The 15,460-nt window shown below is 50.3% G+C and carries 16 protein-coding genes and 1 pseudogene; 15 read left to right on the top strand and 2 right to left on the bottom strand.

Annotation, left to right across the window (positions count from 1 at the left end):
* The first annotated feature begins 53 nt into the window (after positions 1-53).
* The 12 genes from rpmG to HMPREF3168_RS04055 all read left to right on the top strand — a co-directional run bounded on the left by rpmG (position 54) and on the right by HMPREF3168_RS04055 (position 9,341).
* A complete protein-coding gene (gene rpmG, locus HMPREF3168_RS09765) occupies positions 54-203 on the top strand; it encodes a 50S ribosomal protein L33 (protein ID WP_002879260.1) in 150 nt (49 codons plus the stop codon).
* A 54-nt stretch (positions 204-257) separates the two neighbouring features.
* The gene (locus HMPREF3168_RS04100; RefSeq protein ID WP_070488586.1) at positions 258-830 is read left to right on the top strand and encodes a 5-formyltetrahydrofolate cyclo-ligase; all 573 of its coding nucleotides are present in this window, start codon (positions 258-260) and stop codon (positions 828-830) included.
* Positions 823-1,494 carry a rhomboid family intramembrane serine protease gene (locus HMPREF3168_RS04095; protein WP_025895840.1) on the top strand — a complete coding sequence of 224 codons (672 nt, stop codon included), beginning with the start codon at positions 823-825 and terminating at the stop codon, positions 1,492-1,494. Before HMPREF3168_RS04100 ends, HMPREF3168_RS04095 begins: the two co-directional genes overlap by 8 nt.
* Positions 1,494-1,721, top strand: a complete 228-nt coding sequence (locus HMPREF3168_RS04090) for a YqgQ family protein (RefSeq protein ID WP_003614169.1) — start codon at positions 1,494-1,496, stop codon at positions 1,719-1,721. Before HMPREF3168_RS04095 ends, HMPREF3168_RS04090 begins: the two co-directional genes overlap by 1 nt.
* Positions 1,722-1,783: 62 nt before the next feature.
* The gene (locus tag HMPREF3168_RS04085) at positions 1,784-2,185 is read left to right on the top strand and encodes a rhodanese-like domain-containing protein (protein WP_003614167.1); all 402 of its coding nucleotides are present in this window, start codon (positions 1,784-1,786) and stop codon (positions 2,183-2,185) included.
* 80 nt (positions 2,186-2,265) lie between these two features.
* Positions 2,266-3,192: a tRNA (adenosine(37)-N6)-dimethylallyltransferase MiaA gene (gene miaA / locus HMPREF3168_RS04080; protein ID WP_003614157.1), complete on the top strand. Its 927-nt coding sequence runs from the start codon at positions 2,266-2,268 to the stop codon at positions 3,190-3,192.
* Positions 3,189-4,445, top strand: coding sequence for a methionine gamma-lyase family protein (locus HMPREF3168_RS04075; RefSeq protein WP_070488584.1), 1,257 nt, complete (start codon positions 3,189-3,191; stop codon positions 4,443-4,445). Before miaA ends, HMPREF3168_RS04075 begins: the two co-directional genes overlap by 4 nt.
* A gap of 137 nt (positions 4,446-4,582) precedes the next feature.
* Entirely contained in the window at positions 4,583-5,920 is a 1,338-nt protein-coding gene (glnA, locus tag HMPREF3168_RS04070) for a type I glutamate--ammonia ligase (RefSeq protein ID WP_035162285.1), read from the top strand.
* Between the two features lie 66 nt (positions 5,921-5,986).
* A complete protein-coding gene (locus HMPREF3168_RS10925) occupies positions 5,987-6,109 on the top strand; it encodes a hypothetical protein (RefSeq protein WP_003614170.1) in 123 nt (40 codons plus the stop codon).
* Between the two features lie 61 nt (positions 6,110-6,170).
* Positions 6,171-7,391: an MFS transporter gene (locus HMPREF3168_RS04065; RefSeq protein ID WP_003614159.1), complete on the top strand. Its 1,221-nt coding sequence runs from the start codon at positions 6,171-6,173 to the stop codon at positions 7,389-7,391.
* Between the two features lie 100 nt (positions 7,392-7,491).
* Positions 7,492-7,863, top strand: a complete 372-nt coding sequence (locus HMPREF3168_RS04060) for a hypothetical protein (protein WP_003614165.1) — start codon at positions 7,492-7,494, stop codon at positions 7,861-7,863.
* A 26-nt stretch (positions 7,864-7,889) separates the two neighbouring features.
* On the top strand, positions 7,890-9,341 hold the full coding sequence (locus HMPREF3168_RS04055; RefSeq protein WP_016396907.1) for an APC family permease: 1,452 nt from the start codon (positions 7,890-7,892) through the stop codon (positions 9,339-9,341).
* A 106-nt stretch (positions 9,342-9,447) separates the two neighbouring features.
* On the opposite strand, the gene HMPREF3168_RS04050 is transcribed toward HMPREF3168_RS04055, so the two are convergent.
* Positions 9,448-11,223 (bottom strand): oleate hydratase, encoded by a 1,776-nt coding sequence (locus tag HMPREF3168_RS04050; protein ID WP_004560639.1) that lies wholly within the window; start codon positions 11,221-11,223, stop codon positions 9,448-9,450.
* 416 nt (positions 11,224-11,639) lie between these two features.
* Here HMPREF3168_RS04050 and HMPREF3168_RS04040 point away from each other — a divergent pair.
* Positions 11,640-12,617: pseudogene (locus HMPREF3168_RS04040) on the top strand (5-methyltetrahydropteroyltriglutamate--homocysteine S-methyltransferase); the annotation flags it as partial.
* Positions 12,618-12,705: 88 nt separating this feature from the next.
* Here HMPREF3168_RS04040 and HMPREF3168_RS04035 read toward each other — a convergent pair.
* On the bottom strand, positions 12,706-13,635 hold the full coding sequence (locus HMPREF3168_RS04035) for a DegV family protein (RefSeq protein WP_016396904.1): 930 nt from the start codon (positions 13,633-13,635) through the stop codon (positions 12,706-12,708).
* A gap of 191 nt (positions 13,636-13,826) precedes the next feature.
* Between HMPREF3168_RS04035 and HMPREF3168_RS04030 the strand changes: the two genes are divergently transcribed.
* Both HMPREF3168_RS04030 and add read left to right on the top strand, forming a co-directional pair.
* Positions 13,827-14,168, top strand: coding sequence for an HIRAN domain-containing protein (locus HMPREF3168_RS04030; RefSeq protein WP_035162291.1), 342 nt, complete (start codon positions 13,827-13,829; stop codon positions 14,166-14,168).
* Between the two features lie 216 nt (positions 14,169-14,384).
* Entirely contained in the window at positions 14,385-15,377 is a 993-nt protein-coding gene (gene add, locus HMPREF3168_RS04025; RefSeq protein ID WP_035162293.1) for an adenosine deaminase, read from the top strand.
* Positions 15,378-15,460 lie beyond the last annotated feature (83 nt).

Raw genomic sequence — 15,460 nt, 5'->3', positions numbered from 1 at the left:
CTTGGAAATGTTATGATTGTACAGTCAGATATTAATTGTAGGTGGTGAAAATAATGGCAGACAACATCATTTTAGAATGCACCGAATGTGGCGACAGAAGTTACTTATCTAAGAAGAACAAGCGTAAGCATCCGGAACGTTTGACCTTGAAGAAGTATTGCCCAGTTGAAAGACAGGTAACTCTTCACCGCGAGACTAAGTAATAAAAGACAGCAGGTCGAAAGGCCTGCTTTTTTTATCTTGCAGGAAGTGAGGGCGTGACTGCTTTGATGGACAAGAAGACTTTCCGCTCCTGGCAAAGGCAGCGGCTGGCGGATTTCGCCAAGACTCCGGCTAAAAAAAGGCAAGACCAGGAATTGACTTCCCTGGCCCTGCAGCATCCCCTGGTCCAGGAGGCGAAAAAAATTGGCCTAACCCTGCCCATGCCGCTGGAAGTGGACATAAATGGCTTGATTAAAGAGCTGCGGGGAGAGGGTAAGGAGCTCTATCTGGCTAAGTGCCATCCTGGCTGGCAGCTGGACTTTTTAAAATGGGACGAAGGCGCTCCCTTAATACAGACCAAGTTCGGGGTCTGGGAGCTGGTGGAAGAAAAAGAAGCTGATAACGCCTTGGACCTGCTTTTTGTTCCCGGCCTGGCCTTCAGTCCGGCGGGCAAGAGCCGGATTGGTTTTGGCGGGGGCTACTACGACCGCTTTTTGGCCCAAAATTCCGTCCAGACCCTGGCCCTGGTCAACTCAGCCATGTACTTTAAGACTCCGGTCTGGCCAATGGAAGACCATGACCAGGCCATGGATGATTTGATTATTGTAAAGGAGGCCGGTGATGAATAATCTGCGGCGTAATTATATGACAACCGCGCTGGTTGTGGTCCTCTTTGCCGTTTTCCTGGTGGAAACCTTTATGGGCGGCTCTGAGAGCACTTCTGTTTTGCTGAAAATGGGGGCTATGTTCAACCCGGCCGTGGTTATGGAGGGACAGTGGTGGCGCCTGTTTACCGCCCAGTTCCTCCATATCGGGATCATGCACATCGCTTCCAACGCGATTATGATCTACTATATCGGCCAGTACGCTGAGCCGGTTTTCGGCCACTGGCGCTTTTTGCTGATCTACCTGCTGTCAGGGGTGGGCGGCAGTCTTTTAACCTTGGCCTTTGGCAATGACCAGGCCATCAGTGCCGGGGCCTCAACTGCCCTCTTTGGCCTCTTTGGGGCCATGACCTGCGCCGGCTTTAAGGATAAAGACAATACCCTTTTGTCCTTCCTGGGCCGGCAGGCTTTGGCCTTAGCGGTCATCAACCTGGTCCTGGACGTCTTCATGCCTGACGTGGATATCCTGGGCCACTTGGGCGGTTTGATCACCGGGGCCTTGCTGGCGGTAATCCTGGGTGACGCGACCTATAAAGGCTACGGCAAGGGCGGCCGGCTATTGGCCGCGGCTGGCTTGATTGTCTATGTGGTTTTGATTTTGCGTTTAGGAATGGCAGTGACGGTATAATGACTGTTTTGAAAAATCTTTACGATGTCCAGCAGCTTTTGAAAAAATACGGCATTCTGGTCCACTTGGGCAAGCGGAAGTGGGACATCGAATTAATGGCGATTGAATTAGACAATTTGTATAAGGCAGGCCTCTTAGAGAAAAAAATCTATTTAAACGCGAAACTGGTCTTAAAGCATGAGCACGAATACGAAGAACGGCTTGAGCGGGAAAAAAGGCTGGACTAGCTAGCCCCAGGCTGAATTTAGCGTTATTATGAGATAAGACTTGCAAGAAGGAGCTTTTTTACATGACCAATTTTTTAATCGTTCTTGACGTCATCTTGGGCGTCATCCTGCTGGGCTTTCTGGGCTTCTGGGCCTACAACCGGATCCAGGCCAAGCGCCTGGGCGGGGAGCTGACCAACGAAGAATTCAAGGCCGGGATGCGGAAGGCGCAGATCATCGACGTCCGCGAAGCCAATGAGTTCAAGCATGAACATATTGATGGGGCAAGAAACATCCCATATACCATGTTCAAGTACCAATACACCGAACTGCGGCCAGACCTGCCGGTCTACCTCTACTCGGACTCTTTGACCATGACCATGCGCTGCGCCAGCATCCTGCGCAAGCACAATTTTGCCAAGGTTTTTTACCTCAAGGACGGCTTCTCCCAATGGGACGGCCGCAAGAAGGCAGCCAAGAACTAAGCTGAAAGCTTGCTGAGAAAATTTCTCAAGCAGGCTTTTTTGGTTTATGATGATAGAAGAGAAAATTGCAGGAGGATTTTATGCAGAAAGTAGTGGCCATAGTCGGGCCGACCGCCGTGGGCAAGACCAGCCTGGCTATCGAGATCGCCAAGAAACTGGACGGGGAGATCGTCTCCGGGGACTCCATGCAGATCTACAAAGAAGTAGCCATTGGCACGGCCAAGGCCAGCCGGGAAGAGCAGGCAGAAGTCAAGCACTACCTGGTGGATGCCCACTCGGTCTTTGAGGATTTTTCCGTAAAAAATTTCGTTGATGAGGCCCGGTCCGCCATCGGAGAGATCGCGGGCAGGGGCAAGCTGGCGATTATCGCAGGCGGGACTGGCTTTTACGTCAATGCCCTTTTAAATGACATGCAGCTGGGGGACAAGGAAGAAGAAGCAGCCAGCGTGGATCCGGAATGGGAAGACTTTTTAGCAGCTAACGGCCCCCAGGCCTTGTGGGAGGAATTAAACAAGAAAGACCCGGAAGCTGCTAAGAAGATCCCGGTGGCCAACAGCCGAAGAAGCCTTAGGGCCCTCAGCGTGATCAGCCGGACGGGCGGGCTCTTTTCCAAGCAGCAGGCAGAAATTAAGCCCCGCTATGACTACTTGATCATCGGCTTAAACAGTGACCGGGAGGCCATCTACCAGCGGATCAACCAGAGAGTGGACTTGATGATGGAGGCCGGGCTGTTAGAAGAGGCCCGCTTTGTCTACGAGCACCGGGCAGGCGAGCACCAGGTCCTGCAGGCTATCGGCTATAAGGAATTTTTTCCTTATTTTGCAGGAGAGGCCAGCTTGGAAGCCTGCGTGACGGCCCTTAAGACGGCCTCAAGGCGGTATGCCAAGCGGCAGCTGACTTACTTTAGGAATAAATTGCCGGTTGAGTGGTATGATCCCTTGACGGATCCCAACTGCGCTAACCGGATTGCTGTCAGAATAGAAGAATGGATGAATGAAGAAAAATGAGAAAATTACCAGAAGAATTAAAGGCAATCCTGGCTGAAGTTGACCAGGAAATTGCCCCCCGCCTGCGGGAAATTGACGACCAGGTGGTCTATAACCAGGGAAAGGTCCTCAAGGCCTTTGTCGACCACCAGGTGGCGGAAGCTGACCTCAAGGGGACCAACGGCTACGGGGACGATGACATCGGCCGAGAAAAGCTGGAAGCCATCTATGCCCAGGTTTTCCAGACTGAAGACGCCCTGGTCCGGCCCCAGTTCGTCTCCGGTACCCACACCCTGGCCGTGGCGTTAGACGGCAACCTTTTGCCAGGTGAAACTTTGACCTATCTGACCGGGATGCCTTATGACACCATGCAGCAGGTGATCGGCCTGGGCCCGAAGAAGCGGGGGACATTGATCCAGAAGGGGATCAACTTCTCCTACGTGCCTTTAAACGAAGAAGGCGGGGTTGACTACGAAGAAGCGGAAAAGGTCCTCAAGCGCGACCAGCCCCATATCGTGGTCATCCAGCGGTCTAGGGGCTATGACACCCGGCAGAGCTACACGGTTGACCAGATCAAGGAAATGACTGCTTTTGTTAAAAAGGTCAGCCCAGAAAGCTTGGTCTTCGCCGACAACTGCTATGGGGAATTTTCTGAAAAGCATGAGCCGACTGAATACGGGGTCGACTTTATGGCTGGCTCCTTGATCAAGAACGCCGGCGGCGGGATCGCCCAGACTGGCGGCTACATCGTCGGCAAAGAGGAACTGGTCGAAACCGCGGCTATCCGCTTGACGGCTCCGGGGATCGGCAAGGAAGAAGGGGCCACCTTGACCAACATGCACGAGTTTTATGAAGGCTTCTTCCTGGCTCCGCACACAACCGGTGAAGCCATCAAGGGGATGATCTTCTCAGCAGCTCTTTTGGAAAAAATGGGCTGTGAAGTCACGCCAAAATGGCATGAACCGCGAACCGACCTCATTCAGACGATCATCTTCAATGATCCGGAAAAGATGATCAATTTTACTAAAGAAGTGCAGAAAAATTCGCCAATTGACTCCTTCGTTGAGCCAATTCCAAGCGATATGCCAGGTTACGAAGATAAGGTTATCATGGCCGCCGGCAATTTCGTCTCTGGTTCAACCATGGAATTCTCAGCAGATGGCCCGATCCGGCCGCCTTACGCCCTCTACATGCAAGGTGGTCTAACTTATGCTCACGATAGAATAGCAGTTACAAATGCCGTAAATCATTTGTTTTTTAAGGAAAATGGCTAAAAGTCCTTTTTTATTAAAAAGGTCTTTAGACCAATTTGACCTCACGCGGTTAGAGTGGTATCTTTAAAGCATCGATTAGCACAGAGCCAATTGATTAGTTGATCGTAAATTTATTCTTGATTTTTAAAGGTGAGAACATGAGCAAGGTAATTACTGAAGAAGAAATCCGCAAAGATGTAGAAGAGAAGAATGTTCGCTTTTTGCGTTTGGCCTTCACTGACATTAACGGTACGCTGAAGAACTTGGAAGTTCCTGTCAGCCAATTGGACGACGTCTTGGGCAACCAAACCCGTTTTGACGGTTCATCAATCGACGGCTTCGTTCGTCTGGAAGAAAGCGACATGGTTCTGTACCCAGACCTGGCAACTTGGTTAGTTCTGCCATGGACGACTGTTGAAGAAGGCACGATAGGCCGCTTGGTCTGCTCAGTTCACAACGTAGACGGCACTCCATTTGAAGGTGACCCACGCAACAACTTGAAGAAGGTTATTGCGGAAATGGAAGAAATGGGCTTCTCCGACTTTGAAATCGGCTTTGAAGCTGAATTCTTCCTCTTCAAGGAAGGCAAGAACGGGGAAGAAACCACCAAGGTTTCCGACCACAGCTCATACTTCGACATGGCTTCTGAAGACGAAGGCGCCAAGTGCCGCCGGGAAATCGTGGAAACTTTGGAAAAGCTGGGCTTCCGCGTAGAAGCTGCCCACCACGAAGTCGGCGATGGCCAGCAGGAGATCGACTTCCGCTTCGACAACGCCTTGGCAACTGCTGACAAGTTGCAAACCTTCAAGATGGTTGTCAAGACTATCGCCCGCAAGTACCACCTGCACGCAAGCTTCATGGCTAAGCCAGTTGAAGGTTTGGCCGGCAACGGGATGCACACCAACATGTCCCTCCTCAAGGACGGCAAGAACGCCTTCTACGACAAGGATGGCCAATACCACCTGTCAACTACTGCCTTGACCTTCTTGAACGGGATTTTGGAACACGCCCGCGCTATTACCTGCGTGGCTAACCCAACGGTCAACTCCTACAAGCGGCTGATCCCAGGCTTTGAAGCCCCAGTTTACATCTCATGGGCTAGCCGGAACCGGTCACCAATGGTCCGGATTCCTAACGCCAACGAAGTCGGCACTCGTTTGGAAATGCGGTCAACTGACCCAACTGCTAACCCATACCTGCTTTTGTCAGCCTGCTTGAAGGCTGGTTTGACCGGGATCAAGGAAGGCAAGCTGCCAATGGCACCTGTAACTTCCAACCTGTTTGAAATGACTGATGACGAACGCAAGGAACTGGGCATCAAGCCATTGCCATCAACCCTGCACAATGCTATCAAGGCCTTCAAGGAAGACGAAGTCGTAAAGTCTGCCTTCAGCGAACACATCGTTGACAGCTTCCTGGAATTGAAGGAAACTGAATGGGCTCTGTATACCCAGTCAGTTTCAGAATGGGAAGTAAAGCGCTACTTCAACTACTAAAGTTCAGAATACGATATTTATCATTGACTAATCAGAAAGTCTGCCTTTTGCGCAGGCTTTTTTCTTATGAAGAAATCAGACGTAATTATCTTAATCAAGCTGGCGCTTGCTAGCGCTTTACTGCTGGATAATCGAAAAAAGGCAAAGAGATTTTTGCCAGCCTTAGCGCAGAGGGGAAAAATATGGTAAAATCTAATTTGTTTTTAAGCAAAAATCATTATTATTGATTGAGACTAAAGAAGGTTATACAGTGAGCAGCAAGAGTGCAAGTGTTTCCCCGGCTAAAGCGGGGCGGATGGAGAAGGAAAAGGGCAAGTCGATTTATTCCAAAGACGTCATCTTGGTCATGACCGCCTCCTTCCTGTTTTTGTTCGGGACCATGTTCAACAACCCATTGATCAACGGCTATGCTGAAAGCCTGGGGGCTAGCAGCATTTTAGCCGGGGTGATCGTGGGGATTATGAGCTTCGCGGCCATGTTTCTCCGGCCAATCGCCGGCAACTTGACTGACAAGTTCTCCAAGTACCAGCTGTCTTTTATCGGCGGGGTGCTGATCCTTATCGGGATCGTGGGCTATATTGTTTCGCCTAACGGGGAGCTCTTGCTCTTGTTTAGAATCATCAACGGGACTGGTTTTGTCCTTTGCACGGTCTGCATGACCACCTGGATCGCCTTCCTGGTTCCCCGCCAGCACGTCGGGTCGGCCATGGGTTTGTACGGGCTGATGAATGCTTTGGCCATGTCCATTGCCCCGGCTATTTCCATCAACCTTTATAAGGTGATTGGCTACCGGAAAACCATGATGCTGCCAGCCGCGGCAACTTTGATCATGATCATCATTATCCAGTTCGTCGGCAACCGGGCTGTTCCTAGTCCTCGGCAAAAAGAAAAGAAGCAGTTCAAGATGATCTCCGTCAACGCTTTGCCAGTAGCACTTTTGACGACCTGTTTCGGGATTCCATACTTCGTCACCCAGGCCGACATCGTGACTTACGTGGCCAAGATGCACATGCCAGTGGCGGTAGGGAGCTACTTCTTCATCTACGCCATCGTCTTGCTCTTGATCCGGACCTTCCTCAAGAACTACTTTGACACGGTCCGCTTCGGGGTCTGGTTCTGGCTGAGCCTGGTGGCTACGGCCATTTACCTGGTCCTTTTGGCTTACATGAGCAGCAACTGGATGATGGCCCTGGGGGCGGCCGGGATGGCGGTCGGCTATGGCTTGATCTACTCCGTCCTGCAGTCAACGGCCCTGCTTTTGTCACCGGCCAATGAACAGGGCCTGGGCAGCTCCACCTTTTACCTGGGTCTGGACATCGCCATGGCCTTTGGGCCGATGCTGGCCGGGGTTGTGGCCAAGGTCTTGCCGGGCCGCTGGTTCTACCTGGTTCAGCTGATCGTGGTACCTTTGGCCTTGATTGTTTACCTGATTTGGCGCAAGCGCCTGAACGGGGCAATTGATAATCACTAAAATCAAAAAATTAAGCCAGCCGCCAGGCTGGTTTTTCTTTTGCCTCCCAATTAGCTATAATGAATGAAAGCGTAAATTTTTTGGAAGGAAGAAAACAATAATGGAAATCGAGAAATTGAAGGCAGACTACATCAATTGGCTGGCGGGACAGACAGTTTTTAAGCCTTGGTCAGACACGGTTTTCCAGGTGGAAAACGAACTGGTTGATGCATACGGCCGCAAGCCTTTTGTCCTGGTCGAAAAGAGCGGGGATAAATATACGGTAACTGATGACGGCTACCTCATGTACAAGTACAATCCTACGGAAGAAAACGAGGATTTAAACGAGTACGCGGCCGGGATGGTCATGGATGCTGGTTTTGACTTTGATGAAGACAATGCCGTGATTTCGCAGACGGTCAGTGAAGAAAGTTTGCCCGGCGCCATCAACGCTTTGATGCAGCTGGAAATCATGATTTCTTTTATTGCTTAAGAAGTAAGGAGGAAGAATATAAAAGTATGGATTCTTTAGATGAAACCGGCAAGCGGAAATATATTTCCTGGCCGGTGATCGCTCTGATGGACTTCGTGACCGTGATTGGTTTCGATGACATCATCTACAATTTTCAAAACCAGGGTCTGGCTGTGGTCAGCGACTGGGTTTTGCTCTTGGTCTTGTTCGTCATTCCTTATGAAATGATGGTCGGTCACCTGGGCAGCGTTTTTGCCAAAGAAGGGGGCGGTTTGTCCTCCTGGATCCGGCATACCTCTGGCGACAAGATGGGCTACATTACTGCCTGGTGCTACTGGGTGGTTTCTCTGCCTTACCTGGTTGACGTGGCCAACTCAACCGTCATTTCCTTTGCCTGGCTCTTTAAGGGGCGGGCACTGGATGATAATGAAATGTCCAACTGGGTCTTTGCCTTGTTCACGGCTTTGATCTTCGTGGCCTTCATTTTCTTCCAGCACAAATTTGCCAACTCCTTGCAATGGCTGTCCATTATCGGGGGCGGAGCCATGTTTGTAATGACCATTCTTTTTGTCATTATGACCTTTGCCTACCTGGGCGAGGGGCGGTCGGTAGCGACCCAGCCCTTCCACTTCAAGAACTTCCTGCCGACTTTTGACATGAAGTTCATGATGTCCCTGGGGCTCTTGATTTTTGCCATGAACGGCAGTGAATTCGTCGCCCCTTATGTCAATGAAATGAAAAATGGTCCCCGGGACTTCCCGAAGGCTATGTACATGCTGGCCGCGATGACGGGCTTCTTGACTATCTTTGGTTCCTTCAGTTTAGGTGTCTTCTTTAATGCCCACAAGCTGCCGGATGACCTCAAGATGAACGGGTCCTACTACGCCTTCCAGGCCATGGGGGACAAGTTTGGGATGGGCAACTTCTTCTTGTATGCCTTCATCATCACTCAAGCCCTCTACATGCTGGCCCAGCTGGCGGTATTGGTTGACGGCGGGGCCCGGATCTTCCTGTCTGACACGGCCAAGCAGTACCTGCCAAAGCAATTGACCAAGGTGGACAAGAACGGCCTGCCAATCAACGGCTACTGGCTGACCACCTTCATTTGCTCAGTTTTGCTCTTCTTGAGCTCAACTTTGCCAACGGTCAACGACATCTTCAACCAGCTTTTGAACTTGAACGGGATCGTATCACCTTACGTGACCGGCCTGCTTTTCTGGGCCTTCATCAAGGTGCGGATGCATGAAGAAGATTACCCGTCAGCTTACGTCTACATTAAGAACCGGAAGTTTGCCATCTTTGTCGGCTGGTGGTGCTTGATCGTGACCCTGACCGGGGCTACCTTCGGGATTGTCCCAATCGATGCTGAATTCGGGACGGCCAAGTGGACCCACATGCTGATTCTTAACATCGTTGAACCTCTCTTCATGATTGCTCTCGGTGTAATTTTGCCGCTCATTGCCAAGTGGCAGAGAAAGCGCGACGGTGAAGAAGGGTAAAAAAATAGATTCAGTTAAAATAATTGACCAAAAGAAAAAGAGAAGCAATTTGCTTCTCTTTTTTACTTGCTGTCATGCAAGGCTTTTTATCTCATTTTTAGCTTGTTTACTCAAGCAATTTTGCTTCTTTGAGCAATTCTTCCAGCCAAGTGCCCTGGACCTTCTTCATGGCCCCCTTGACCACGATCTTTGGCAGCGGCAGGTCCATCTGGTCGATTGGCTTCTTGTCGTTTAAGTAGTAGGTTGCCTTCAAAAGCTCCCGGATGTCGTAGACTGAGTCAAAGACTTCCGGTACCCCGCGGTCAACGTTCAGCAGGGTGTAGACAGCTTCCATAGCGGTCCGGACTGAGTATTCAGTGGTGAAGACAGTGTCTCTGGTCGGAGATTCAGCGAAGTTGCCGATAAAGGCCAGGTTGACTGAACCAGCTGGCACGACTGCCGGCCGGTCGCCCTTCTTCCGCATTTGGAAGTAAGCAGTGATGTAAGGCATGTAAACCGGAACAGTGTTGACATAGTCATCGCCGGCATACTTCTTGATCAAATCGTCTGGCACGCCCAGGTGGTAGAGGAGTTCTTCCGTGATTTCTTCACCCGTGCAGTCAACGACCCGCTTCTTGATGTAGTTGCCTGGCGTGTCTGAGTAAAGGGCATAGATCCAGACAACGGTTTCGTTTTCCTTTTGGTCCTTGAAGTGTGGCTGACGGTGGATGGTGAAGGAGAGCATCCAGTTGGAGTCAGTTACGGTGATGATCCCGCCCGTGTTGACCCGATGCTGGTGGATGTCCCGCTTGGTCAAGCGTTCAAAGTATGGTTCCAGAGTAGCATCCTTCATGGTCATGGTCGCGGAAACGAACCAGGCTCTTTCCGGGATGTTTTCGCAGAAGACTTCCGGGTGGCCAAAGGCTTCGTCTTGTTCAGCCAGGTTCTGCCACAAGTGCCAAGACCCGCCCAGCTTGTGGGTGATTGGCGCTGGAGTGTGGTGGGTGCCGTAAGTTGAGCTTTCAACGATTGACCCGTTGGTCACGTATACCAGGTCGTCCGGGGTCAGGTCGATTTCCTGGTGTTCCCCGTCTCTGGTGAGGATCAGCTTCTTGGCAACCTTTTCGCCGTTGCTGGTATCAACTACGACATTTTCAACCTGGGTGTTGTAGCAGATGTCAACATCGTGGCTTTCCAGGTAGGCCAAAAGGGGCTTGGTCATTGATTCATACTGGTTGTACTTGTTGAACTTCAAGGCTGACAGGTCCGGCAAGCCGTCGATGTGGTGGATAAAACGCATCGCGTAGCGGCGCATTTCAATGACTGAGTGCCACTTTTCAAAGGCAAACATGGTTGCCCAGTAAGCCCAGAAGTTGGTTTCAAAGAATTCATCAGAGAAGAAATCTTCAATTGAGATCCCTTCCAGCTTGTCTTCCGGTGTCATGATCAGCTTGACGATTTCCCCGGCGCACTTGCCCAGGCCATACTGGCCGTCAGTTGGCACCCGGTCGCCCCGGTGGTGGATCAGGCGGCAGTTGGATGAGTTAGGGTCATCCTTGTCCAGCCAGGCATACTCGTCCAGGTAGGAAGCGCCAGGAATTTCCAAAGATGGAATTGACCGGTACATGTCCCAAAGGCATTCAAAGTGGTTTTCCATTTCCCGGCCGCCCCGGATGATATAGCCGTATTCCGGCCGCTTGGTCCCGTCCAGAGAACCCCCGGCCAGGGCTTCTTCTTCCAGCAAGTGAATCTTCTTGCCATCCATGTGGCCGTCGCGGATCATGAAGACGCAGGCAGCTAAGCCGGCCAGGCCGCCCCCGATGACATAAGCGCTCTTCTTGTCAGCGTCTTTTGGCTTTCTAGCGTCAGTAAATGCTTCGTAATTACCGTTTGAATAATACATCTCATTCACCTCATATTAACTTGCTAACTGTTTTCTGATTATTTTTCTTTTTTCACCTTGCATTCTAGCATTTATCAAAAGCGCTTTCAAATAAAATTTTTCTTAAATTAATGGGTACAGGTATAGAAAATGGTGATTGGATAAGAAAAATAAAGTTGAGGCGTGGAGAGCTGAAAAAGCGTTCAAGTTACCGGGGAAATTTGTTATCATGGAATGATGCAGATTAAGGATTGGAGAGGATATTGAAGATGAAGAGGTTGAAAAGCCTGGCTTTTGTTTACGCCAGCATATTTAGTTTACTGATTGGTTTAGGAGCAGGGATTTTTTTGACAATTTCCAGTGAATTAATTTCCCTTTTCTGGTCAAAGCGGACCTTGACCCATCCAGGTCTTCTGCTGCTCCAGTGCCTCTTGTGGATCAGCGACCTGGTTGAAAAGGAAAAGGCAGTGGGCCTTAAAGCCGTAACTGATGGTGAATTCCGCCGCAGCTGGTGGCACCTGGACTTCTTGTGGGGCCTTAAAGGGGGAATCAAGTACGACTACCAATAAAGCTATAAGTTCCATGGGGTCAAGACCCGGACTGACAATGCTGAATTGGGCGGCAAGGTAGCCTACAACCCGCACCATCCATTCTTTGACCACTTCCTTTTCACCCAAAAGGCGGCCGGGGACGCGGTAGCCAAGCAGACTATTCCTTCACCAACCATGCTCTTCAGAGATAACCGGTCTGACAACTGGCCAGAATTCTACGCTAGCTGGGAAGACTACCTGGCTGACTTAGGCAAAGCCTACAACGAAACCATCAAGCACTTTTACGATCTCGGCTGCCGCTACCTGCAAATCGACGACACCACCTGGGCCTTTTTGATCAGCAAGCTCAATGAAAGCCAGGACAATCCAAAAGAACATGCCAAGTACGTCCACTTGGCTGAAAGCGCGGTAACGGTTATCAACGCTGCTTTGGAAGGCCTGCCGGAAGACTTGACGGTAACGACCCACATCTGCCGGGGCAACTTCAAGTCCACCTTCCTCTTCTCCGGCGGCTATGAACCGGTTGTGCCTTACCTGGCCCAGCTGAACTACGATGGCTTTTTCCAGGAATACGACTCAGACAGATCCGGTGACCTGGCGCCAATCAATCAGATCTGGAACGGCCGGGAAAATGTCAAGCTCGTCTTGGGCCTGGTAACTTCCAAGTTTGGCCAATTGGAAGACAAGGACGCGGTCATCGCCCGCTTAAAGGAAGCCAGCGGCTATGTGCCTTTGGCAAACCTCTGCCTCAGTCCGCAATGCGGCTTTGCGTCAACTGAAGAAGGCAACACCTTGACTGAAGAAGAGGAATGGAACAAGCTGAAGTTCATCAAGGAAGTCGCTGACGAAGTTTGGGGCGAATAAAAACTAAACTGATTAAGGATTACAGAAAAACTCCTGTGCAAGCTAGTAGCACAGGAGTTTATTTGTTGCTTATTCTTTTTTGCCTAATTTAAAACTTTTCGCCGACTTCCGCAGATTCGACATCTGGCAGAGGCTGGCCGTCTTGGTCAAAGTAGCTGTCGATGTCCCGGCACCAAATGATGGCGATGGTATTTTTCCCGCAGTGAACGCCAACAACGGGGCCAATGATGGACCGGTCAAACTTGTCCTTTGGGAAAGCAGCCTGGTAATCTTTAATCCATTCGTCGCCCCGATCGGGGTTAGCCGCGTCAAAAATCGTGGCCTGGATTGGGTAGTCCTTGTTTTCCGTCAATTCACGGAAGTCGTTTTGGACATGCTTGTAGGCCCGCTTATATTGGCGTCCCTTGGCAATGGCGGAGATGTGGCCAGTCTTTTGCACGTCCATGGCTAGGATTGGCGTAATGTGGAGTAAGGTGCCGATAAAGCTGGCCGCGTTTGACAGGCGGCCGGTCCGCTTGAGGTGGCCCAGGTTGTCGACCAAGAAACGGACGCCGATCGTCTTGCGCAGGTCTTCCAGGTCCTTCATGATGAGGTCGACGCTGGCTCCGGCATTAACCAGGCGGGCAGCCAAAATGGCGCAGTCAGCCAGGCCGGCACAGGTAGTACGGCAGTCAAAAGGATGAATCTTGATCCGGTCTTCTTCAGCCGCGTAGTTGACCAGGTTGTTGTAGGAGCTGGAGATCCCGCTGGACAAAGGCAGGATGATTACGTCGGTGTAGCCTTCTTCCACGTAGTGGTCGACGAATTCCATGATCTGACCCAAAGATGGCTGGGAAGTGGTCGGCAGGGTCTGGCTAGTAGAGATTTTTTCATAAAATTCTTCATAGCTGATGTCGACCAGGTCGTAGTAGGTCTTCCCGTCCCAAATCAAGGGAATCGGCACCACGTCGATATGATACTTCTCTTGTTGCTCCTTGCTCAGGTAAGCAGAACTGTCGGTTAAAACAGCAATTTTCATATTTTTCCTCCGAGCATTATTATTCTAAAAAATTTTATCCTAATCATATTTTAGTGAAAAATGGACAAATGGGCAAGATGGGGAGAAAATGCTTTCCGCCGGATAAAAGCAGGATTATAGTTAAGATAGAATAATTTTTTGCAAAAACTACAAAAGTTTCTTGACTATATGCGCGAATGGAGGCGAGCGGTATGGAAGACATTTTCTTTACGGTAACGGGCTGCAACCACTACTTTGGGACGGAAGCTTTCAAGCCGAGAATGAAGGTAACCTTGTACAAGGAACCTGACAACAAGTATGACAAGGAAGCCATTAGGGTGGAAGCCCGGGCTTTAGGCAAGATCGGCTACGTGGCCAACAGCCCGTATACTGTCTTGGGCGAAAGCCGCAGCGCCGGCCGCCTGTACGACTTGATCGACGACGGGGCGACAGGCCGGGTGCTCTACGTCCTGCCGCAAGGGCTGGTCTGCGAGCTGGAAGAGACTGGTTTTGAAAAAGTTAAAAAGATTTATAAAAAACACAGGCATTATTAATTTGCCGTGAAAAATCCTGCTTGAGACAGCAATGTTGCTTTCAAGCAGGATTTTGCTTTTTAAAAGAAAATATATTTCAGTAAATCCAGAACAATCTGCTCAAGTTATTCAGTTTGTGTTAATGGTATTAAAGCTTTTAGCAAAAATCCCTCTTTAAAAAAGTATAAATGGTGCTAGAATAGTAACAATTATTTTCTTACAGGGGTAAAAGACACTATGAAAAAACTGATTGACCTCCACCTGCACTTAGATGGCTCCGTCCCTTACCAAACCGTCCGTGAACTGCTGGCTAAAGAGGGGAGAAGCCTGCCAGAAACTGACTTGCGAAAAAGACTTTCAGTCAGCCCAGACTGCCGGAACCTGGACGAATACCTGGACAAGTTCGACTTCCCCTTGTCCTTGATGCAGACAGCAGACAACCTCCGCTTGATTGTCAGAGAGCTCTTATCAGAGCTAAAGAGACAAGGCTTGGTTTACGCGGAAATCCGCTTTGCCCCCCAGCGGCATACGGAAACTTTGACCCAGGCAGAAGTTGTCCAGGCAGTTCTAGATGGCAGGGACGATTTTTACGCCTGGCAAAAAGGGCAGGAAGGAGACGACCTGCACGCCAACTTCCTCCTTTGCTTGATGCGGCTAGTTGGCCAGGATGAAGCCAACTGGGAAACTGTAAGAGTAGCTAAAGAATTTAAAGATCAAGGAGTAGCTGGCCTGGACCTGGCGGGCCCGGAAAACAAAGAAGTGGCAAACCGCAAGTACGAGCCCTTTTTCCAGCAGGCAAAAGAATGGGGGATTCCATACACCATCCATGCCGGCGAAGCCATGGGGCCAGAGTCGATGAGAGAGGCCCTTGCCATAGGGACCAAGCGGATCGGCCACGGCATCCGCTGCCAGGAAGACCCAAGCCTGGTTAAAGAATTGGCTGAAGATGGGATTACTCTTGAATGCTGTGCCAGCTCAAACCTGAACACCAAGGTTTTTGATCAGATCGCCGAATACCCCCTCCGCTCCATGCTGGGGCAAAAACTGCGGGTAACCTTGAACACCGACAACATGACCGTTTCAGCGACCAACCTGCTCCGCGAATACCAACTCATGGAAGAGCAGGGTTTGACTAAATCTGAAGAAAAGCAGCTCTACTTAAACTCGGTTAGAGCCGCTTTTGCCAGCCAGGAGGAAAAGGACCGGCTTTTGGCCTTGCTGGAAAAATAAGCCTAAAGATTTTAGAACGAAGAAAACTGCATCCCTGGTGATGCAGTTTTTTGATTACTTAAACTTCCCACTTACAAAAGTGG

The sequence above is a fragment of the Lactobacillus sp. HMSC08B12 genome (genome assembly GCF_001808415.1).
In the GTDB taxonomy this organism is placed as follows: domain Bacteria; phylum Bacillota; class Bacilli; order Lactobacillales; family Lactobacillaceae; genus Lactobacillus; species Lactobacillus delbrueckii.
The sequence above is the reverse complement of the archived record's forward strand: the minus strand, read 5'-3'. Positions and strand labels throughout refer to the sequence as shown.